Raw genomic sequence first — 20,874 nt, 5'->3', positions numbered from 1 at the left:
CGGGCGGGTACAACAGCCCATCTGCTTTCAAGTATAATGTCAGTCCGATTCGCCTGTGGCGTTTTTCATTAATTTATTGATATATCACAAGGTTACTTATGCAGGACGCCGCTTTTCTTTCTTCGCGCCGCTTTGGCGGCATTGCCAGACTTTACGGAGACGAAGCACTGGTGCGCTTTTCGCGTGCGCATGTGTGCGTGGTCGGTGTCGGCGGCGTCGGCTCGTGGGCGGTGGAAGCTTTGGCGAGGAGTGGTATCGGTCGTTTAACGCTGATTGATTTGGACAACGTTGCCGAGTCCAATGTTAACCGTCAGTTGCACGCTTTGACCGATGATTTCGGTAAGGCAAAAGTTACCGCTTTGCGCGAACGCATTGACCAAATCAATCCGCAATGCGAAGTGACGGAAATTGAAGATTTTGTGACCGAAGACAATCTGGACGAGCTTTTCAGACGGCCTTTTGACTTCGTCATCGACGCCATTGACCAAATCCGTGTCAAAGCGGCGATGGCGGCGTATTTCGTGCAACATAAGCAACCGTTTATTATCAGCGGCGGTGCGGGCGGACAGAAAAATCCGGCTTTGATCCAAACCGCCGATTTGAGCCGCGTCACCCACGATCCGCTGCTTTCCAATTTGCGCTACACCTTGCGCAAACGCTACGGCTTCAGCCGCGATACCAAAGAAAAAATGCGCGTGCCTTGCGTTTATTCAATCGAGAATATTACGCCGCCGCAATCCGGCGAAGCGTGTTCGAGCGATGCCGCACCGCAAGGTTTGTCCTGCGCGGGCTACGGCGCGAGTATGCTGGTAACGGCTTCGTTTGGATTGTATTGTGCACAGGCTGCGGTGGAGCATATCGCGGGGCGGAAGTGAGGGGTAGAGGAAGATGGTTAAGAACCGATTTTTTAAAGCCTACTTTATCGCCAGCCTGATTTATGCGGTATGGTTCGGCGTATTGATGTATGCTGTCGATCCGATGTTTCTCGATGTGATGGAATGCAATACGCTGCCGGGCGATTATTTGTGTGTGCAAAGCGGTTATAACCGCCCGTTCACCACTTTTCTTTATCCGTTTCTGTCCGTCGTGATATTCAGCCTTTTACACGCCGGTATCATGAAATGGCGCAAACGCCGTTCGGTTAAAATGATTTGGCTTTTGGTCGGCTGCGAAAGTTTGCTGTTGTTGGCTTTGATGGTGGCGATGCTTGCGAGGGATGGTTTTGTGTTTTCTCGCGATATTGGCTCGGTACTGACGGGTACGGTTTTCGCCAGCCTGCCGCTGTTGGGTATGGCCTTGGCCCAGACCTTTGCCGTCGCCATTGTTTCTTTGCAAATCAATCGTAAAAACCGCTGATTTTTATATTAAAAACGGGTTGTCCTTGTTTCAGACGGCCTTTTGTTGATGAAACTTCTTACTAAACTTAAAAAGAAAAAGACCCTTTAACCATGCCTTCAGAACACCTTATTTCTTCCACTGCCGCAACGCCGTCTGAACATACCGTTGCGTGGGTGTTCGGTCAGCCTGTTACCGATGTGCCGCAGGATTTGTTTATTCCGCCTGATGCGTTGAAGGTGGTATTGAGCAGCTTCCAAGGGCCGTTGGATTTGCTGCTGTACCTTATCCGCAAGCAAAATATCGATGTCCTCGATATTCCGATGGTGAAGATTACTGAGCAGTATCTGCACTATATTGCCCAAATGGAAGCGTATCAGTTTGATTTGGCGGCAGAATACCTGCTGATGGCGGCGATGTTGATTGAAATTAAATCGCGCCTGCTGTTGCCGCGTCCTGAAGAAGTTGAGGATGAAGAGGCGGATCCGCGTGCCGAGCTGGTGCGCCGTCTGTTGGCTTACGAACAAATGAAACTGGCGGCTCAGGGCTTGGACGCATTACCGCGTGCCGGACGTGATTTTGCTTGGGCGTATTTGCCGCTGGAAATTGCGGTCGAAGCGAAGTTGCCGGAAGTGTACGTTGCCGATTTGACGCAGGCTTGGTTGGGTATTTTGTCGCGTGCCAAGCATACGTGCAGTCATGAAGTGGTGCGGGAAACCATTTCTGTTCGTGCGCAGATGACAGCGATTTTGCGTCGTTTGAACGAAAGCGGTATCAGCAAGTTCAGCGATTTGTTTAAACCGGAGCAGGGCGCGACATATGTGGTGGTCAATTTTATTGCATTGCTGGAATTGGCTAAAGAAGGCTTGGTGCGTATCGTGCAGCCTGAAAATTATGGTGAAATCGAAATCAGCCTGAAAGACGGTTTGGAAACAAACGAAGCCGAAATGTTTTCAGACGGCCTTGAAGCCGATGAAACCGATAACGAAAATTTGAAAAAAGAGAACTAAAATGAATTCGACGACAAGTCATAACAAAGCTTCTTTATGGGCGGTGGGCTTAATGCTGTTTGCCCTGTTTTTTGGGGCAGGGAACCTGATTTTTCCTGCTTTTTTGGGACAGCAGGCCGGTGATAACTGGCTTTCGGCCATGTTCGGCTTTTTGCTGACGGGCGCAGGTTTGCCATTGTTGGGCGTGATTGCCGTCGGCTATTCCGGCTCGCGCGATGTGGAAGCATTGGCCTCCCGTGTTGCGCCTTGGTACGGCGTGACTTTTGCTACCGCGCTTTATCTGGCAATCGGCCCTCTGTTTGCCATGCCGCGTACGGCGACAGTATCTTTTGAAACCGCGATTTCCCCTTTCATTGATGAATCTTGGAAAAGCATCGCATTGGCAGTATTCAGCCTGGTGTTTTTCGGCATTACTTATTGGCTGTCGATTTCTCCGGGGAAGCTGGTTGACCGTATCGGTAAAATTCTCACGCCTGTTTTGTTGCTGTCAATTGCGATATTGGTCGGCTATGCCGCCATTAACCCGATGGGCGTGCCGCAGGCGGCGCAAGGCGATTTTGTCACTCATCCGTTGGTTAAAGGCATTTTGGAAGGCTATGGCACCATGGACGCGCTGGCTTCGCTGGTGTTTGCCATTATAGTCATTGATGCCGTTCGCGCCATGGGCGTGGACAACCGCGCGGACTTGCTGAAGACAACGACGATTTCCGGTGTGTTGGCGGCTTCTTGTTTGGCAGTAGTTTACCTGTTTATTGGCTATATGGGCGCGACAGGTGTGGCCGGTATCGGCTTGCAGGAAAATGGCGCGTCGGTTTTGTCTAAAACTGCACAACACTATTTCGGTACGGCCGGTATTGTGCTGCTTGGCGTTATGGTGCTGCTTGCCTGTCTGAGTACGGCGGTTGGCTTGATTACTTCATGTGCCGAATATTTCAACCGTCTTTGCCCGGGTATTTCTTATAAAACCTTTGTAATACTGAATACGGTGGTGTCTATTCTGTTGGCCAACAAAGGCCTGTCAGCGATTTTGCAGTTTTCCATCCCTATGTTGATGCTGTTGTATCCGCTGACCATCGTCATCATTCTGCTGGCTTTGACAGATAAATTGTTTGGCGGCGGCCGTATTGTCTATTTCTGCACCATGATGGCGGCTCTTGTGGTCGGTTTGCTCGATGCCTATAAGGCCGCGTTTGGATTTGATGCCGATACCGCTGCTGCCATCGAGCGCGCATTGCCGTTTTACAATATCGGTTTAGGGTGGGTTGTTCCCTCTTTAGCCTGCTTTATACTCGGTTGCATTTTGAATGCGGCGTTGAAGAAAAAAGCATGACGATAAAACAGGCCGTCTGAAATGTTCAGACGGCCTGTTTATTTCGCCGACCACGCAAACGACAGATGATTTTTTTAAAGAAATCCGTTATAATTGAAAAGTTAAGGCTTTGCGAAATACCGTTTCGCAGATGCAACATATTGAGAAGATTTATTTCCATAAATCCCGTTTTTTCGGCAAACGACTTGAACTGAAGGCGGATTTCGTGGTATAAATCGCGTTTTACTATTTTAGAAGTTTGGAGACTAACCATGGCACGAGTTTGCAAAGTGACCGGTAAGCGCCCGATGTCTGGCAATAACGTATCACACGCCAACAACAAAACCAAACGTCGTTTTTTGCCTAACTTGCAATCACGTCGTTTCTGGGTAGAAAGTGAAAACCGCTGGGTTCGCCTGCGCGTTTCTAACGCTGCATTGCGCACCATCGATAAAGTAGGCATTGATGTCGTATTGGCTGATTTGCGTGCTCGCGGCGAAGCTTAATTTAAACACCATTAATTAAGGATTACTGCAATGCGCGATAAAATCAAACTGGAGTCCAGTGCTGGTACTGGTCACTTTTACACAACTACTAAAAACAAACGTACTATGCCTGGCAAACTGGAAATCAAAAAATTTGACCCAGTAGCCCGTAAACACGTTATTTACAAAGAAACTAAATTGAAATAATCCGGTTTCTTCCAAGAAAAAGCTCCTGTTTTGCAGGAGCTTTTCTTTTTATTTTCTGATTGGTTTTTGGGGGGCTTGTTTCAAATGTGTATGCAAGATATTTTTGGATTGCTTTGTAAGGAGGCAAAATAAAAGAGCGTGTATCCATTGGGATTACGCTCTTTTATTTTTCAGACGGCCTGATAGAGGATAAGCTGCCTTAAATCGCTAATAAACATTCAACAACGACTTAATGATCGACCTTGATGCCTTGGTCGTCGGAATGTTGTTTTTTATCCAGCTCTTTTTGCAAGGTATCGCATGGCGTGTCGCAATCGCACATTTTTTTCATGCCGAGAGAGGAAATGCCGCCGCAGCTGCCTTTGATGGTGCGTTTGGAGAAGATATAGCCGACTGCCATGCCAAGGATGACAATGATAAAAATGCCGAAAGTGAGGAGGAGGGTTTTCATGTGTGTATTCCTGAAGGTTAGTTTAATAATTTCTTGAATGCGCTGGACATTTTAGTATGGTAGCCGCCTTGCGGGGTCCGGATGATAAGGAAAACGGCGAGATTTTCTTGCTCGGCAAGTTTAAGTGCTTCAGTTTCTCCGAGGACGAACAATCCGGTGGAAAGGCCGTCTGCAAGTGTGGCGTTTTCTGCTACTACGCTGATGGAAGCAAGGTTGTGGCTGATGGGTTGTTTGGTTTTAGGGTTGATGATATGGGAAAGGCGGCGGCCTGACTTATCGACATGGAAAATGCGGTAGTCGCCGGATGTGGCCAGTGATTTATTGTCCAATGGAATGGTGATTTGAGTGGCGCCGCCTTGAACGATATTGGGCTGCTCGATGCCGATACGCCAAGGATTGCCTTGTGCATTGTGGCCTTTGCCATGTAACTCGCCTCCGATTTCTACCAAATAATTGCCGATATTGAGTTTTTCAAGTTCGGCGGCGGTTTTATCCACGCCAAAACCTTTGGCGATGGAGGATAGGTCTAAATAGACTTCGGGATGGGTTTTGGCGAGTGTAGGCTGCTGACCATCTTGGGAAAGTTTGAGTTTGTCCGTACCGACCATTTCTGAAGCATGTTGGATTTCTTGTGCAGTCGGTTCGTGCGTGATTTCTTTTTGCGGGCCGAATCCCCAAAGGTTGACCAAAGGGCCGACGGTTACGTCCAGTGCGCCGTGCGTCAATTTGTTTAAACGCAAGGCTTCGCCGGTTACATAGGCAAAGTCTTGGGAAATGGGCATGGCCTGATTGACGGTGCGCAGCTGGTTGAATTGGCTGATTTCGGAATCGGTCTGGTAGGTAGACATTTGCCGGTTGACTTCTTTAAGCGCGTCATCAATGCGTTTTTGTATTTCGGCGGGGGAGGGGAGTTTGTCTTGACCATCTGAAAGGTATTTGACGGTATAGGTAGTGCCCATGGTCTCGCCTTGCAGGGTGATGGTTTGTTGTTTTTCAGGTTGGCAGGCAGAGAGCGTGAGTGCGGAAACGATGGCAACGGTGTAGCCGATTATCGGACGGTAAAACGAATTGGAAAGAAACGGCATAGGGGATTCGCGGATTATTTTTTGAAGCCTTTATTGTATCGTAAAAGAAAGGTTCAGGCCGTCTGAAAGTATGGTTTTCAGACGACCTGGCAATAAAAAAGGAAGAAACCGAAGTTTCTTCCTTTTTGTTTGTTAGCCGCCGAAATCGTCCAAGAGGATGTTTTCGTCTTCCACGCCCAAATCTTTGAGCATTTTGATCACGGACTGGTTCATGATCGGAGGGCCACACATATAGAATTCGCAGTCTTCCGGTGCTTCATGGTTTTTCAGGTGGTTTTCGTAAACTACGTTGTGAATGAAGCCTGTGTAACCATCCCAGTTGTCTTCAGGCAATGGGTCGGACAGGGCAACGTGCCATGTGAAGTTCGGGAATTCTGCTGCGAGTTGGTCGAAGTCTTCGACATAGAACATCTCGCGTTTAGAACGTGCACCATACCAGAAGGTAATCTTACGTTTGGAGTTCAAACGTTTCAGCTGGTCGAAAATGTGGGAACGCATCGGAGCCATACCCGCACCACCGCCGATAAATACCATTTCGGCATCGGTATCTTTGGCAAAGAATTCGCCAAATGGACCGGAAATCGTTACTTTATCACCGGCTTTAAGCGACCAGATATAAGACGACATTTGTCCTGGAGGCGCATCAGGTACGCGTGGAGGAGGCGTAGCGATACGCACGTTCAGCATGATGATGCCTTTTTCTTCAGGGTATGAAGCCATAGAGTAGGCACGCAAAATCGGCTCGTCCACTTTGGAAACATATTGCCACAGATTGTATTTGTCCCAGTCTTCGTGATATTCCTTAGGAATGTCGAAGTCTTTGTAGGCAACAGTGTGAGGAGGGGCTTCAATTTGGATGTAGCCACCGGCGCGGAAAGGAACTTCTTCGCCTTCGGGAATGGCAAGCTTGAGTTCTTTAATGAACGTTGCTTTGTTGTCATTGGAGATGACAGTACATTCCCATTTTTTCACGCCGAATACTTCTTCCGGTACTTCGATGTCCATGTCGGTTTTAACGTTGACCTGACAAGACAGACGGCAGCCTTCGCGCGCTTCGCGTTTGCTGATGTGGGACAACTCGGTTGGCAGAATGTCGCCGCCGCCGCTTTTTACGATAACGCGGCACTGGCCGCATGAGCCGCCACCACCGCAGGCGGAAGGAACGAAGATGCCTTGGCTGGCAAGCGCACCCAGCAGTTTACCGCCGGCAGGCATCGTCAGCTCTTTTTCATTATTGACTTTGATGGTGATGTCGCCTTCGCTCACCAACTTGGATTTGGCAAACAGAATCATCAGTGCCAAAACCAAGACGATGAGGGTAAACATCACGATACCTAGAATAATCTCCATGCCGATTCCTTTCTTATAACTGGATGCCGGAGAACGACATAAACGCCATTGCCATCAGGCCAGCGGCGATAAAGGTAATGCCCAAGCCTTTGAGGCCTTTAGGGACATCCGAATATTTCATTTTTTCGGTAATGCCCGCCAAAGCGACAATAGCCAAAAGCCAGCCCAGACCTGCACCGAAACCGTATACAACGGACTCGCCGAAGTTGTATTCGCGTTGCGCCATAAACGATACGGCACCGAAAATCGCGCAGTTTACGGTAATCAGGGGCAGGTAGATACCCAATGCGTTGTAGAGGGCAGGGACGAATTTATCCAAGAACATTTCCAAAATCTGCACCAAAGCGGCAATCACGCCGATGAAGGTGATGAATTTCAGGAAGGTCAGGTCCACACCTTCAACCAGCGCGCCGTCTTTCAGCAGCGAGTAAACCAGTTGGTTGGCTGGGACGGACAGGCCGAGTACGAAAGTAACGGCAACGCCCAAACCGAATGCGGTGGATACTTTTTTAGATACCGCCAAAAATGTACACATTCCCAAGAAGAAGGAAAGTGCCATGTTTTCCAGAAAGACGGATTTTACAAAGAGGCTTAAGTAATGTTCCATGTGTTATTTCTCCGCCTGTTCAGGTTTCCAAGTGCGCAGACCCCATACCAAGAAGCCGATGATGAAGAACGCGCTAGGGGCGAGCAAGAACAAGCCGTTGGTTTGATACCAGCCGCCATCTTGTACTGTTTGGAAAATGGTGTAGCCAAAGAGCTTGCCAGAGCCGATCAGTTCGCGGATGGTTGCGATGATGATCAACATCATGCCGTAACCTGCGCCGTTGCCGATACCGTCAACCAAGCTTTCCAGCGGCGGCTCTTTCATGGCGAATGCTTCGGCACGGCCCATTACGATACAGTTGGTAATAATCAGGCCGACGAATACGGACAGCTGTTTGGACAGCTCATAAGCAAAGGCTTGGAGCAGTTGGTCAACCAGCGTTACCAAGGAAGCAACAATCGCCATTTGCACAATAATACGGATGCTGTTGGGGATGTAGTTGCGTACCAAAGAAATGAAGAAGCTGGAAAAACCGGTTACCAAAGCTACGGAAATACCCATTACGATGGCCGTCTGAAGTTTGGTGGTAACCGCCAAAGCCGAACAAATACCCAAAACCTGCAAGGCAATCGGGTTGTTGTCGATAAAGGGTGAAAACATCAAATATTTCAAGCGTTTCATGTCAGCCATTATTGTGCTCCTGCTGATTTCAATTTGTTCAGGTAGGGGATATAGCCGTTTTCGCCGAACCAGTAGGCGAACGAACCTTGCACGCCTTTAGATGTCAGCGATGCGCCGGAGAGGGCATCTACGCCGTGTTCTTTGTCTGAGCCTGCGCCTTTGCCGACGTGCAGGGCGAGTTTGCCTTGTTCGTCAAACAGTTTTTTGCCGACGAATTTTTGTTGCCACAGAGGGTTGCCGATTTCGCCGCCCAAGCCCGGGGTTTCACCTTGGTCGTAGTAGGTGATGCCGTTGATGGTGTTGCCGTCGGGTTGGATGGCGACAAAGCCGTACATAACAGACCACAAACCGTTACCGTGCATAGGCAGGATGATTTGGCTGACTTTGCCGTCATCGCCTTTTACCAGATAAACCTCGGTGTATTTGGCACGGCTCTTGATACCGGCCAAATCGTCTTCGGGTTTGATTTGGATGCTTTGGGCAGGGTCTTTGCCGGCAACGCGTGCGCTGAAGTCTTTAGGCGCATCGGCGACGTATTCGCCGGTAGCCAAGTCCACGACACGTTGCTCGATACGCTCGGCAAAGGTTTTGCTGATGTCGGTGTTTTTATCCATCAAACCGGCTACGCTCAAGATATAGCCTTGTTTGTCCTGGAGTTTTTGTTTCTCTTGGATGGGTTTCAAGCCGACGACCGCACCGGCAACGATGATGGAACAAATCAGGCTGACAACCAATACCACAATCAGCGTGCCGCTGAAGCTGTCTTTATCGAATTTCTTAGCCATTGCTGCGCGCCTTTCTGCGTTTGATGTTCGCTTGTGCGACGAAATAGTCGAAAATCGGGGCAAACAGGTTGGCAAACAGAATCGCCAACATCATGCCTTCGGGGTAAGCAGGGTTGACCACGCGGATCAATACGCACATCACGCCGATTAACGCGCCGTACCACCATTTGCCGACATTGGTAAAGGAAGCGGAAACAGGGTCGGTCGCCATAAACAGCATACCAATGGCAAAGCCACCGACTACCAAGTGCCAGTACCAAGGCATGGAGAACATGGCGTTGGTGTCCGAACCGATGAAGTTAAACAGTGAAGACATGGCAATCATACCGATCATCACGCCGGCGATAATGCGCCAAGAGGCAATACGGGTGAACACGATAAACGCGCCGCCGATTAAGAGCGCCAAAGTGGACACTTCGCCGATTGAGCCGGGTACATTACCGATAAACGCATCCATCCAAGAAATGGCTTGACCGGTTACAGCATTTTTCAGGCCGTCTGCACCGTGTGCCGCCCATTGCGCCAAAGCAGTGGCACCGGAATAGCCATCAACCGCAGTCCAAATGGTATCGCCGGTAATGTTGGCAGGGTAGGCGAAGAACAGGAACGCACGGCCTGCAAGAGCAGGGTTCATGAAGTTTTTACCTGTACCGCCGAATACTTCTTTCGCAACCACAACGCCGAAAGAAATACCCAAAGCCGCTTGCCACAAAGGCAGGGTAGGGGGAACAATCAAAGCAAACAGAATCGAAGTCACGAAGAAACCTTCGTTGATTTCGTGTTTGCGTACGGATGCGAACAAAACTTCCCAGAAGCCGCCCACAACAAATACAGTCGCGTAAATCGGCAGGAAGAAAATCGCGCCGAACAGCATTTTGCCCAACACGCCCGCCTCAGACGACATATTGATGCCCAAAGCGTTGGCAAGGGCGTAATGCCAGTCGTTGGCGATATTTTGTTGCAGCAAATCAGGCGTTAACGCACCGAATGCCTGTGCGCCGACGTTGTACATACCGTAGAACATGGCAGGGAACAAAGCCAGCCACACCAAGATCATCATGCGCTTGGAGTCGAGCGCATCGCGGACGTGGGCCGCTTTGCGCGTTACCGCGCCGGATGTATAGAAAATCGTCGCCGCAGCTTCGTAGAGGGCATACCATTTTTCATGTTTGCCTCCCGGCAGGAAGTGCGGTTCGATTTTTTCAAGAAAATGTTTCAAGCCCATAATCAGCCTTCCTTCTCAATGGTTTCCAGCACCTTGCGCAACAGCGGGCCGTATTCGTATTTGCCCGGGCAGACGAAGCTGCACAAAGCGAGGTCTTCTTCGTCCAATTCCAAGCAACCCAATGCCTGAGCGCTGTCGGTATCGCCGACGATTAAATCGCGCAAGAGCAGGGTAGGCAGGATGTCCAACGGCATCACGCGCTCGTAAGTGCCGATCGGTACCATGGCGCGGTCGCCGCCGTTGACGGCTGTGTTGAACTTGAAGAGTTTGTTTTTCAGGAAATGGCCGAGGGTTGTGCGCGTGATGGAGTATTTGTCCGGTTGTGGCGCAACCCAGCCGAACAGCTCTTTGCTGCGGCCTTCTTCGATAACGGAAATCTGATTGTGGTAGCGGCCGAGGTAATCGTGCGCGCCTTGTGCAATCGCGCCGTTCAATACTGAGCCGGAAATCACGCGGTTGTCTGCATCAACCAATTCGCCCGCAGTAATTTGCGATACTTTCGCACCCAAAACGGTACGCAAGAGGCGCGGTTTGTTGACTTGAGAGCCGCCCAGGGCAACAACGCGTTCGGTGTTCAGACGGCCTGTTGCAAACAAACGGCCAATGGCAATTACATCTTGATAATTGATGGTCCAAACGGTTTTGTTCGCACCGACTGGTTCGATGAAATGAATGTGCGTGCCACTCAAACCAGCAGGATGCGGGCCGCCAAATTCATGTGTTTCGATGTTGGCAGCGTTTTCAGACGGCACATCTGCGCCTGCTGCTTTACACACATGGATTTTACGCTCGGTCAGGCAGCTCAATACCAACAGGCCGCGTTTGAAGTCCTCGGAGGCTTCTTTGATGATGACTGTAGGATCGGCAGCCAGCGGATTGGTGTCCATCGCATTGACGAAGATGGCGAACGGCTCGGCATCGACGGCAGGGATTTTGCTGAACGGACGGGTACGCAGCGCAGTCCACAAACCGGATTGAATCAGGTTGCGGCGCACTTCTTCGCTGCTCAATTTTGCCAGCGCTTCAGGTGCGTAGCGTTCGAACTCGATTTCGTCGTTGCCTTCAACGGCAATCACGACTGACTGAAGTACGCGCTTTTCGCCACGGTGAATCGCGGCGATTTTGCCTGAAGCCGGAGCGGTAAATACTACGCCCGGATTCTTTTTGTCTTCAAACAGCACTTGGCCTTTTTTGACGGCTTCGCCTTCCTTGATTTTCATCGAGGGGCGCATGCCGACATATTCTTCGCCAAGCAACGCGACTTCGGTAATGGCCGGGCCGTCATAAATGACTTGCTCCGGTCTGCCTGCGATAGGCAGGTCTAAGCCTTTTTTTATCTTAATCATAAGGATGCGTTACTTTTTGGTGGGTTGAGATTCGGATGTCGGATTGTTTTTTCAGACGGCATGTAATGCTTTGAAACAAAGGGTGGGCCGTCTAAAAAAAAGCAGAGGTTTGCTATAAAAACAATGAATAAACGCAAACAACAAAGCTTTAGATTTTATCAGGTATAGGCTGCTTTATGTCAGTTTTACGCTTATTTTTACGGGAAAATTGGGAAAAAAGGAGGAATGTGTAATCGAGTGTTAAGGGAAATAATTTTTAACTGATTGATATTTAAACGCTATATTTGATGATATAGCTGAAAATAAAAGGCCGTCTGAATTTCAGACGGCCTCTAAGTTTTAAAAGAGCTGCCAAACGAAGAAAATCATCGTATGCAGGGCAAACAGCGGTACCAATACAATTACCGACCATGCCATGTAGCCGAAGAAGGAAGGCATCGGTACGCCGCGTTGTTCGGCAATGGCTTTGACCATGAAGTTCGGCGCATTACCGATATAAGTGAGCGCGCCCATAAATACGGAACCCATGGATACTGCCAGCAGCGAATGGAACAGATGGCCTGTCATCAAAGCTTGGGCATCGCCACCGGCCATATTGAAGAACACCAAATAAGTCGGCGCGTTATCCAAGAATGCCGACAACAAACCGCTCATCCAGAAATACATCACATTAATCGGATTGCCTGCCGCGTCGTGAACCAAAGAAACAACAGAAGCCAATGCGCCTGTTTCACCAGCTTTCAAAATCGCCAAGACGGGGGAAATGGTAATGAAAATACCCAAAAACAGTTTGCCCACTTCGGCAATCGGCTCGAAGTTGAACTCATTGCCTGCGCGTACCTGTTTGGGCGTAATAATCCAAGATACGGCGGTCAAAGCCAGCAAAATGCCATCGCGCATCAGGTTTTGCAAGGCGTAATGGCTGCCCAAGATTTCAAAGCCCGGATGATTTGGTTTCCACAAGCCGGACAATAAAACCGCGCCGACTACACCGGCCAGCAACAGGAAATTCCATTTGCCGTAAATTTTGACTTTTTCTTCTTTATCGGAAGGAGCAGGAGCAAGGTGTTCGCTTTGTTCACGGTTGAAGTGTCGGCTGTCGATGATGTAGAAAACGGCCAGTAAAACCACAGAACTGATCAATACAGGCATCAGCATGTGTTTGACCGTCCACATGAAATCTACGCCTTTCAGGAATCCTAAGAACAGCGGAGGATCGCCTAAAGGAGTCAGACCACCGCCGATATTTGCCACCAAGAAAATGAAGAAAATCACAATGTGAACGCGGTAGTGGCGTTTATGGTTGGCTTTCAAAAGCGGACGAATCATCAGCATCGCCGCGCCTGTTGTCCCCATGATGGAAGACAAAGCCGTACCGACTGCCAACAGGATTGTGTTCAATTTAGGCGAACCATGCAAATCGCCGCTGACAAAAATACCGCCTGAAATGGTATAGAGCGCCAAAAGCAGCAGGATAAAGGGGATATATTCTTCAACCAATGCATGGGCAACGGTATGTACGCCGGCTCCGAAACCAAAGGTTACGATGAATGGAGTTAAAAACAGCAGCGTCCAAAACGCCGTAATTTTGCCGAAGTGGTGGTGCCAAGTATGGGAGAAAAACAGAGGTCCGAGTGCAATAGACAAGAGAATCAGTGCAAACGGCAGACCCCAAAGCAGGCTTGCGGATGAGCCGTCAAAATCGGATGCCGCAGCAGGAAAGGCGGCAAGAAGCAGTAAAAATGAGAGATAGCGCATAGTATTTCCTTTTTATTCTGTTGCGCCGTGAGGAACTTCGTTGAGAAAGCACGGCGGTGAAATATTCAGGCCGTCTGAAAATATCCAGACGAACTGCGCGGTGGTGTCAGGGGAAAGTATAACGCAAAGCAAGTGTTAAGGGACGGTTTAGAGTGTTGGAATCAAAAGAAATGTTGATACAAATAAAGAAATAAAAGGGAGGGAAGTAGTCGAAAGTAGTAAAAAAATGTTTTTGAAACAGGAGTTTGAAATATTGAAAATAATGCTATCGAAAAAATACTTTGAATTAATTTTAGCTAAAATTTACATTTGATTGAATAAATGGAGGCCGTCTGAAAAATGAGGATGAAATAGGGTGTTTTAGTCCTTACTGATTGTTTTAATGGATAAATTAGGTGTGAAAATAAAAAACAGGTAAGCGAAAATGCCCACCTGTTTTATTTTATGCCTCCGGCCGTAACCACATCCACACTGCCACGCAGCTACAGAAGACTGATGAAACGGCACCCATCCACCAGCGTTCTGGAAATTGCCAAAACATAAACAGGCAAGAAAGGGCCATCATGCCGATAGCGAAGAATTTTGCCTTGCGTGGCACGGCGCCGTTATTTTCCCAGTTTTGTATGATCGGGCCGAAATGGCGGTGATGATACAGCCAATTGTGAAAGCGCGGCGAAGCTTTTGCCCAGAAGGCGGCGGTCAATAAAATGAAAGGCGTAGTCGGCAGTAATGGCAGGAAAATGCCAATAATGCCCAAGACGAGCGACAATGCGCCGCAAAAAATCAATAAATAGCGAACCATATTCCCGTCACCAATTATTTGTTTTCAGACGGCTTGTGATGTGGAAATGGACAACGCGGAATGTCTAATTTATCCCAGCCCTCATGCCCCATTTTTTCCAGCAGCGCGATATTGCGGTCAAAAATTGCCGAGGCATCGGGAAATGCTTCAGCCGCTTTGGCAATACTGTCTTCACGAATCAAGTGCAAAGTCGGGTAGGGTGAGCGATTGGTGTAGTTGCTGATGTTGTCGGCTTCAGTGCCTTCAAATTGGAAGTCAGGATGGAACGGCGCAATTTGGACAATGCCTTCCAATTCGTTTTCTACAACGGCATCATCGGCGATTTCCAACATTTGGTTGAAGGTTTCAAAATCAGGGAACAGCGTTGGATGAACCAGTAAAGTGGTTTCCAATTCCGAAGCGGGCGTATTGCCCAGAAGCTGCAATTCACGATCCAAGTCTTCAAGGAAACCATCCAAATGACGGGCTTCGCTGACAACGATGCGAACCAGGTTTTTAACGTGCGGCGCTTTGGCAAACGGGCAGAGATTCAGCCCGATAACGGCTTTTTCCAGCCATTGTTTGGTATGTTCTGAAACAGTATTGCTATCGAGATGGGTGGTGTCAGTCATAGTAAAAGCTTATGTGAATTATTCTTAAAAAGTATACAAGTGTATGGACATGAAAGCAAACCATTGGAATTTAAAAGGCCGTCTGAAAAACAGACGGCCTTTATCGGTTTCAAATCATCAATCCTGAACCAAATGAACCAAAGGCAGAGCAGTCGTGTTTTTAATTTCTTTCAACACAAAACTTGATTGCGCATCTTGCACGCCGTGGTGCGAAAGCAGCGTGTCCAAAACAAAATGGGAAAACGCGTTCATATCGGTAAAAAAGGCATGGAGCAGATAATCGGTTTCGCCCGTTAAAGCAAAGCAGCTCAATACTTCCGGCCAAGCGCGGACAGATTCGGAAAAATCCTCGCGCGCATCTTTTGCCTTGCTAATCGATACACGGATAAAAGCCTGCAAACCCAAGCCCAAAGAGACAGGGGAAAGCTGGGCGGCATATTTTTGAATGATGCCAGCATCTTCAAGCTGTTTGAGACGGCGCAGGCAGGGAGAAGGGGAGAGCGCCACCTTTTCAGAAAGCTCAACATTGCTCAACCGCCCATTTTCCTGCAAAACCTGCAGAATTTTTAAATCCGTTTTGTCCAAGTTTAGATGAGGCATGATGGTTCTCCCAGTGTCGATAATATATGTTTTGAAAATGAAAAATGCTTAAAAATAAAGACTTGCATGGTTAAATTATATATTGAGTTCAGATGTGCGACAAATTGTCTTATCAGGGGTGTTGCGAATTTGTTTTATGTAGTGGTGAAAAGATGAAGGCCGTCTGAAACTAATCAAGACCAAAGTTTTATGTCATATTAGGATTGGATATAAAGAGGCCGTCTGAAAATGATTTCAGACGGCATTTATTTTCGTAATGTGATCATTCAGGCTCTTAAGGACCTTGTTTTGGAGAGTTTTGTTCTTTTGGTTTGTTCGCTTTCCGCGTTTGTATTTGGCTTTGTTTGGGGTGTTTTCTTTGCAATGTATTTGTGTGTTTTTCTTAGGGTATATGCTTGCTTCTTATCCGTGTGAGTTGTCACGGCACATGGCGGGAACCATTATCGGATCCAGCGTTCCGCCGCATTGCCAGTTGAGCAACCAAGTCGAATCGTTATGATTTCGATAAGGGGTCAGGGTCAGGACTTTGCCTTTGTTTTGCCCTTTATCGAAAGGAATGCTGATTTTGCCTGTATCTGCTTCTACAGTTACGCCACCGTTTTGGATGTATGTGCCGCCGATGCGTTGAGCGGTAACGCCGATTGAGCCTTGTTTACTGACATCCTCTGCATTGGGCAGGCGATTATTTACCGCTGAGGCAATGCTGATTTCGGTTTTCAGGTCGTCGGCAAGGTATAGTGCTTCGGAGGCTTGCGCCCTACCGATATAGTTTTGATAAGTGGGTATGGCGACAACAACCAGAATACCGAGGATGGCGATAACTATCATCAGCTCAATTAGGGTAAAACCTTTTTGGGCTTGAAATGGGGTATTCATTTGAGCGTATCGTTTTTAAGTTTTTTTTATTTTTATAAAGCAAATCCCATAATCACATTATGGGATTTGCTCTTTAAGCTTTTAAATTTGTTGGTAACAAATTATTAACGGCAAGAAGAAGGCAAGAATTTGCTATCAACAGTACCTTTCTTACAGGTCCAAGTGAAAGAACCTTTAGAAGAGGTAGCATTACCAGTTACATCAGGTGATAACATAACTGTTTTACCTTTAATATCATTATTGACATCAGTATTTTTCATTGTTGCAGTCAGAACACCATTTGTGCCTACAGCAACTTGAGCAACGTATTTACCTTTAATATCGGTAGGTGCTGCGATACCAGCCTCTGTATTATTTTTAGGCCATTTACCTTTATCTGCATAGTATTCAACAACAGCAGACTTTTGACCTTCCATCAAAGAGATGGCTTCAGAAACTTGAGCACGTGCAGTGTAGTCTTGGTATGCAGGCAGGGCGATAACTGCCAAGATGCCGATAATCGCGATGACGATCATCAATTCGATCAGGGTAAAACCTTTTTGGATTGCTTTCATTGTTTAAAACTCCAGTTTGAAAGTGTGAATAATTGTGTTTAAGTAAAAAGTCCGTAATGTGCTTGGCACTATGTATTATGAGTAAACCATAAGTAAGAAGGAATATACAGCTTCCGTCGGGCTTGCTGCTTTGAGGCTTGGGCCTTATCGGACGTGTTGTTTCAAGCAGTCGGTGTGCCAAGTGCGCAAAATTGATTAAAAAATTTATTTTTTATTTTTTATTTATTGTTTTTATTGGGATTATTTTTAAAATTTTAAATTTTGTGATGTTTTGTTTGAAAGTTTCAGGATTTTAGAGAAATTAGGGGGTTGACGTTTTTTGTCAGTTTTGTGTTTTTTGTGACAGGGAGTGTGTGCGAGTTTGGTCATGTGACGTTTTTTGTCAGAAATTAATCTTGTTTCAATAATATGTTAATTGATTTGGATGGGTGGTGATTTTATGGATTAATCGGTGAGTTTAATATTTTTTGATTTTATTTTTTTGTTTTTTATGAGTTTTATTTTTTATGCGTATTTTGTTTGAATACGGATAAGGAAAAAATTTGGAAGGAAGGATTTTTGAAGGGGATTTGGCATAATAGGTGAATGAAAATTTGTTACTGAAATTATATCCATATGGGTTATGATTTTAGAATGTAGTTTTATGTCAGAAGGAAGTTTTGGTTTCGAATTTTAAGGCTTTGGATTTCTTGAGTGTTTGAGAAGGGTATATTCAGGATGTTTATATTTTTGGGTGCGATTAGGGTGAGCAAAAAATGCTCACCCTATGTTTTTAAGATGTTCAGACGGCCTTTATGGGGTTAAGACTTCGACCAATGCCTGCTTTAGGGTGTTTTGGATTTGCGGGTCTTGCAGGGATGGGCTGTAGGTAATGAAGCTGTCCTCAATGCGCTGATCCAAGGTGGTAATTTTGGCGTAGCGCAGGCTGATGTTGTGGGCGAAGAAGGTCTCGGCGATGTCGGCGAGGAGGTGGGGGCGGTTGACGGCGGTGATGTCTATGGTGTGCCAGCCGGGATAATCTTCTTCGGGGGTGATGATTACGGTAGGCGGAATGGGGATGTGGCGGATGCGGCGGCTGATGTGCGGGCGGCCGCTTTGTTTTTGGACGGTGGTATTGCCGTGGATGAAGCTGTTGAGTTCGGCTTCAAGTGCGCTTTGGCGGTCGGGATATTCTTCGGGCGGGAGATTGTCGGGGAGTTGCAGGATAAAGGTGTCAAGGATGTAGTCGTGCTCGGTGATGAAGGCGCGGGCGGCTTGGATGTCGAAGCGGTGGCTGCTGAAAATGCGGCAGAGGCGTGCGAAGAGGCGGTCGCCATTGGGCATGAACACCATGACTTGAAGGCTGTTGCTTTGGGGAAGGATGCGGCTGCGGACGGCCGGACTTTGGGTGTCGTAGGCGAGGTTTGCGGTGTGCCAGAGGATTTCCCGCGTTTGATGGCGGACGTAGTATGCGCTGCCGAGGATGCGGCGGAGTTTTTGTTGGTTTTTGAGGGGAACGGCCGCGCGCGTGAGCTGATCGGTCGAGGCTTGTTCGCGTCGGTTGGGGAGGCGTTCGGGATCGTGGTGTTTGCTGTTTAAAACGGCGGCGGTGCTGTGGTAGAGGGTTTGGAGCAGACTGGCGCGCCATGTGTTCCAAAGTTTGGGGTTGGTGCCGCGGATGTCGGCAATGGTAAGCAGATAGAGTGCGTCGAGGTATTCGCGTGTGGGAATACGGCGGCAAAAGGCTTGGAGGACATGGGGATCTTGGATGTCTTCTTTTTGGGCAACGGTGGACATGAGCAGGTGGTTTTCAACCAGCCATGCGAGGAGATGGCTTTCTTCTTCGGTGTAGTAGTGGTTGGCGGCGAATTGTTGGGCGTCTTTGATGCCTTCTTTTGCGTGATCGCCGCCACGGCCTTTGGCGATGTCGTGCAGTAGGGCGGCGGTGTAGAGGACGTGTGGTCGTGGGTAGGCCTGCATGATGGCGCTGGCTTCGGGCATTTCGTGGCTGTGGGTTTCGATGGCGAGACGGCGCATATTGCGGACGACGGTCAGGATGTGGTCGTCTACGGGGTAAATATGGAATAGGTCGTGTTGGAGCAGGCCGGTGATTTTTTCCCATGCGGGGAGATAGCGGCCCAATACGCCGTAGAGGTTGAGAAAACGGAGGGTTTGGGTAAGGCCGGTGCCGTGTTTGAAGAATTGGATGAAGCGGCGGCGGTTTTCTGGATTTTGGGTGAAACGGGCGTTGATTTTCCGTGTGGCCGCCCACCATGCGCGCAGGGTTTGCGGCTCGATGGTGGTGATGTTTTGCTCCTGCATGGTTTGGATGATGGTAAAGATGTGTTCGGGGTTTTGCTCGAACAGAGCAAGGTCGTTGGCGGCGATTTGGTGGCCGATGCGTTTGTAGTGGTTGTCGATGGGGTGGATATGTTGGGGACGGCCGGGGGTTTGATGGTTTTTGAGAACCGGAATGAGGATGCCGTTGAGTTGTTTGATGGCTTTGGTGGCGCGGTAGAAGGTGTGCATCAGGGCTTCGCTTCGGCCGCGGATGTCGGGTTGGGTATAGCCTAAGCTTTCGGCGACTTGGGACTGGTAGTCGAAAAGCAGTCTGTCTTCGGGACGGTCAGCGGTAAGGTGGAGGTGAATGCGGATGTTGGCGAGACGGCGGTAGCCATGGGCCAGCATGCCGGCTTCGGCGCGGGTGAGGAAGCCGGCGGTAACGAGGGCGGTGGGGTTGCTGTCTATGCCTTGTGCTTTGGCTGTCCAAATCAGGGTGTGGATGTCGCGCAGGCCTCCGGGGCAGGTTTTGATGTTGGGTTCGAGTTGTGCGCCTGTGCCTTGGGATTTGGTGTGGCGTTGCTCCATTTCGAGGAGTTTGGCTTCGATAAAGGCGGCTGTGTCGCGGCGTGTGTTGAGTTTGTTTAGAAGTTGTGCGGTAAGGTCGGCATTGCCTTGTAGGTGGCGTGCTTCAAGAAAGGCGGTTTCGCCGGTAATGTCGTTTTGGGTGCTTTGGAGGATTTCTTCTATGCTGCCGCTTTTGATGGCCGGATTGAGGCGTGCGTCCCAAAGGGTTTGAATAAATTGGGCGGTTTGCTGTTGCAGGCCGTCTGAAAATGGGGTCGAGGAAATAATCGCTAAGTCCCAGTCAGAATGGGGGTAGAGTTCGCAACGCCCGAAGCCACCGATGGCAATGAGACTGATGTCGTTGCTGTCGGGAAAATGGATTTGCCAGAGGGTTTGCAGCAGGGTTTCGGCCGCGGCGATATGGTCGCGGAAGTAAGCGGTAGGGCGGTTGTTTTTGCGGTAGGCAGTTTCTGCTGCGGCTTTTTGCTGCCGGTAGGTTTGGATGGCTTGTTGGGCGGCGGTCATGATGGTGTCTGGCTGTGAACTAGGCTTGGGTGTCGGCAGGCTCGGTCATTTGGCGGAGCATCTCTTGCGGCGGAAGAAGGAGTTTGTAAGGGGCGATTTTGAGTGCGGATGCGATTTTTTCGATGTTGGAAAGGGCGATGTTCCAGCGTTTGCGCTCGACGGCGGAGACGTAGGTGCGGTCAAGTCCGCATTGGCGCGCCAGTTCTTCTTGCGACCAGCCGTGATTAACGCGGTAGAGGCGCATGTTGTAAGCGATAACGGCACGGAGGTCTTGCGGATCGGGCAGGCTTGGAGGGGGAGTGAGTTTGTTGACCATGGTATTTTGAGTTTGTGGTTTGAACGATAAGGAGATTTTATACTATTTTTGTGAGGGGAAAGGAAAGGCCGTCTGAAAGATTTCAGACGGCCTGAGACCTTTGCAAAATTCCTTTTCCCCCGACAGCCGAAATCCAAACACAGGTTTTCGTTTATTTCCGCTCCTAATTACTCCTGATTTTACCCAAATA

Annotated in this window: 22 protein-coding genes; 6 read left to right on the top strand and 16 right to left on the bottom strand. The window is 48.6% G+C overall.

The window, feature by feature from the left end; genetic code table 11:
* Positions 1-98 precede the first annotated feature (98 nt).
* The 6 genes from HMPREF3139_RS02775 (at position 99) to rpmG (ending at position 4,346) form a co-directional block, all read left to right on the top strand.
* Positions 99-875, top strand: coding sequence for a tRNA threonylcarbamoyladenosine dehydratase (locus tag HMPREF3139_RS02775; RefSeq protein WP_070460338.1), 777 nt, complete (start codon positions 99-101; stop codon positions 873-875).
* Between the two features lie 13 nt (positions 876-888).
* On the top strand, positions 889-1,356 hold the full coding sequence (locus tag HMPREF3139_RS02770) for a hypothetical protein (RefSeq protein ID WP_070460336.1): 468 nt from the start codon (positions 889-891) through the stop codon (positions 1,354-1,356).
* A gap of 92 nt (positions 1,357-1,448) precedes the next feature.
* Positions 1,449-2,345 (top strand): segregation and condensation protein A, encoded by an 897-nt coding sequence (locus HMPREF3139_RS02765; RefSeq protein ID WP_070460334.1) that lies wholly within the window; start codon positions 1,449-1,451, stop codon positions 2,343-2,345.
* Between the two features lies 1 nt (position 2,346).
* Positions 2,347-3,675, top strand: a complete 1,329-nt coding sequence (brnQ, locus tag HMPREF3139_RS02760; RefSeq protein ID WP_070460332.1) for a branched-chain amino acid transport system II carrier protein — start codon at positions 2,347-2,349, stop codon at positions 3,673-3,675.
* 251 nt (positions 3,676-3,926) lie between these two features.
* Positions 3,927-4,160, top strand: a complete 234-nt coding sequence (gene rpmB, locus HMPREF3139_RS02750) for a 50S ribosomal protein L28 (RefSeq protein ID WP_002216391.1) — start codon at positions 3,927-3,929, stop codon at positions 4,158-4,160.
* 30 nt (positions 4,161-4,190) lie between these two features.
* Positions 4,191-4,346, top strand: a complete 156-nt coding sequence (gene rpmG, locus HMPREF3139_RS02745; RefSeq protein ID WP_003684373.1) for a 50S ribosomal protein L33 — start codon at positions 4,191-4,193, stop codon at positions 4,344-4,346.
* Positions 4,347-4,575: 229 nt separating this feature from the next.
* Here the strand turns inward: rpmG and nqrM are convergent, their stop codons facing one another.
* From nqrM to HMPREF3139_RS02665, 16 genes are all read right to left on the bottom strand, one after another.
* Positions 4,576-4,797: a (Na+)-NQR maturation NqrM gene (nqrM, locus tag HMPREF3139_RS02740; RefSeq protein ID WP_070460328.1), complete on the bottom strand. Its 222-nt coding sequence runs from the start codon at positions 4,795-4,797 to the stop codon at positions 4,576-4,578.
* Between the two features lie 17 nt (positions 4,798-4,814).
* The gene (locus HMPREF3139_RS02735; RefSeq protein WP_083290029.1) at positions 4,815-5,882 is read right to left on the bottom strand and encodes an FAD:protein FMN transferase; all 1,068 of its coding nucleotides are present in this window, start codon (positions 5,880-5,882) and stop codon (positions 4,815-4,817) included.
* 132 nt (positions 5,883-6,014) lie between these two features.
* Positions 6,015-7,232 carry an NADH:ubiquinone reductase (Na(+)-transporting) subunit F gene (nqrF, locus tag HMPREF3139_RS02730; RefSeq protein ID WP_049323894.1) on the bottom strand — a complete coding sequence of 406 codons (1,218 nt, stop codon included), beginning with the start codon at positions 7,230-7,232 and terminating at the stop codon, positions 6,015-6,017.
* Positions 7,233-7,245: 13 nt separating this feature from the next.
* Complete coding sequence (gene nqrE / locus HMPREF3139_RS02725; protein ID WP_003684365.1) at positions 7,246-7,839, bottom strand: NADH:ubiquinone reductase (Na(+)-transporting) subunit E; 594 nt, start codon at positions 7,837-7,839, stop codon at positions 7,246-7,248.
* 3 nt (positions 7,840-7,842) lie between these two features.
* On the bottom strand, positions 7,843-8,469 hold the full coding sequence (locus HMPREF3139_RS02720) for an NADH:ubiquinone reductase (Na(+)-transporting) subunit D (protein WP_003684313.1): 627 nt from the start codon (positions 8,467-8,469) through the stop codon (positions 7,843-7,845).
* Positions 8,469-9,245 (bottom strand): Na(+)-translocating NADH-quinone reductase subunit C, encoded by a 777-nt coding sequence (locus tag HMPREF3139_RS02715; RefSeq protein WP_070460326.1) that lies wholly within the window; start codon positions 9,243-9,245, stop codon positions 8,469-8,471. Before HMPREF3139_RS02715 ends, HMPREF3139_RS02720 begins: the two co-directional genes overlap by 1 nt.
* Positions 9,238-10,470, bottom strand: a complete 1,233-nt coding sequence (locus HMPREF3139_RS02710) for an NADH:ubiquinone reductase (Na(+)-transporting) subunit B (RefSeq protein WP_070460324.1) — start codon at positions 10,468-10,470, stop codon at positions 9,238-9,240. Before HMPREF3139_RS02710 ends, HMPREF3139_RS02715 begins: the two co-directional genes overlap by 8 nt.
* 2 nt (positions 10,471-10,472) lie before the next feature.
* Positions 10,473-11,816 carry a Na(+)-translocating NADH-quinone reductase subunit A gene (locus HMPREF3139_RS02705; protein ID WP_070460322.1) on the bottom strand — a complete coding sequence of 448 codons (1,344 nt, stop codon included), beginning with the start codon at positions 11,814-11,816 and terminating at the stop codon, positions 10,473-10,475.
* Between the two features lie 339 nt (positions 11,817-12,155).
* Positions 12,156-13,574, bottom strand: a complete 1,419-nt coding sequence (locus tag HMPREF3139_RS02700; RefSeq protein WP_070460320.1) for a sodium:proton antiporter — start codon at positions 13,572-13,574, stop codon at positions 12,156-12,158.
* A 442-nt stretch (positions 13,575-14,016) separates the two neighbouring features.
* Positions 14,017-14,376 (bottom strand): YbaN family protein, encoded by a 360-nt coding sequence (locus tag HMPREF3139_RS02695; protein WP_070460318.1) that lies wholly within the window; start codon positions 14,374-14,376, stop codon positions 14,017-14,019.
* A 14-nt stretch (positions 14,377-14,390) separates the two neighbouring features.
* Positions 14,391-14,987 (bottom strand): DUF1415 domain-containing protein, encoded by a 597-nt coding sequence (locus HMPREF3139_RS02690; RefSeq protein WP_070460316.1) that lies wholly within the window; start codon positions 14,985-14,987, stop codon positions 14,391-14,393.
* Positions 14,988-15,104: 117 nt separating this feature from the next.
* Positions 15,105-15,587, bottom strand: a complete 483-nt coding sequence (locus HMPREF3139_RS02685; RefSeq protein WP_003684427.1) for an Lrp/AsnC family transcriptional regulator — start codon at positions 15,585-15,587, stop codon at positions 15,105-15,107.
* Between the two features lie 402 nt (positions 15,588-15,989).
* Positions 15,990-16,463 carry a pilin gene (locus tag HMPREF3139_RS02680; RefSeq protein WP_070460313.1) on the bottom strand — a complete coding sequence of 158 codons (474 nt, stop codon included), beginning with the start codon at positions 16,461-16,463 and terminating at the stop codon, positions 15,990-15,992.
* A gap of 104 nt (positions 16,464-16,567) precedes the next feature.
* Positions 16,568-17,017, bottom strand: coding sequence for a pilin (locus HMPREF3139_RS02675; RefSeq protein WP_070460312.1), 450 nt, complete (start codon positions 17,015-17,017; stop codon positions 16,568-16,570).
* Between the two features lie 792 nt (positions 17,018-17,809).
* On the bottom strand, positions 17,810-20,368 hold the full coding sequence (glnD, locus tag HMPREF3139_RS02670; RefSeq protein ID WP_070460310.1) for a [protein-PII] uridylyltransferase: 2,559 nt from the start codon (positions 20,366-20,368) through the stop codon (positions 17,810-17,812).
* 19 nt (positions 20,369-20,387) lie between these two features.
* Complete coding sequence (locus HMPREF3139_RS02665; protein WP_003680870.1) at positions 20,388-20,684, bottom strand: helix-turn-helix domain-containing protein; 297 nt, start codon at positions 20,682-20,684, stop codon at positions 20,388-20,390.
* Positions 20,685-20,874: the final 190 nt, after the last annotated feature.

It is taken from the genome of Neisseria sp. HMSC15G01 (assembly GCF_001808255.1).
Classification (GTDB): Bacteria; Pseudomonadota; Gammaproteobacteria; order Burkholderiales; family Neisseriaceae; genus Neisseria; species Neisseria subflava_A.
This window is presented reverse-complemented; position numbering and strand designations above follow the sequence as displayed.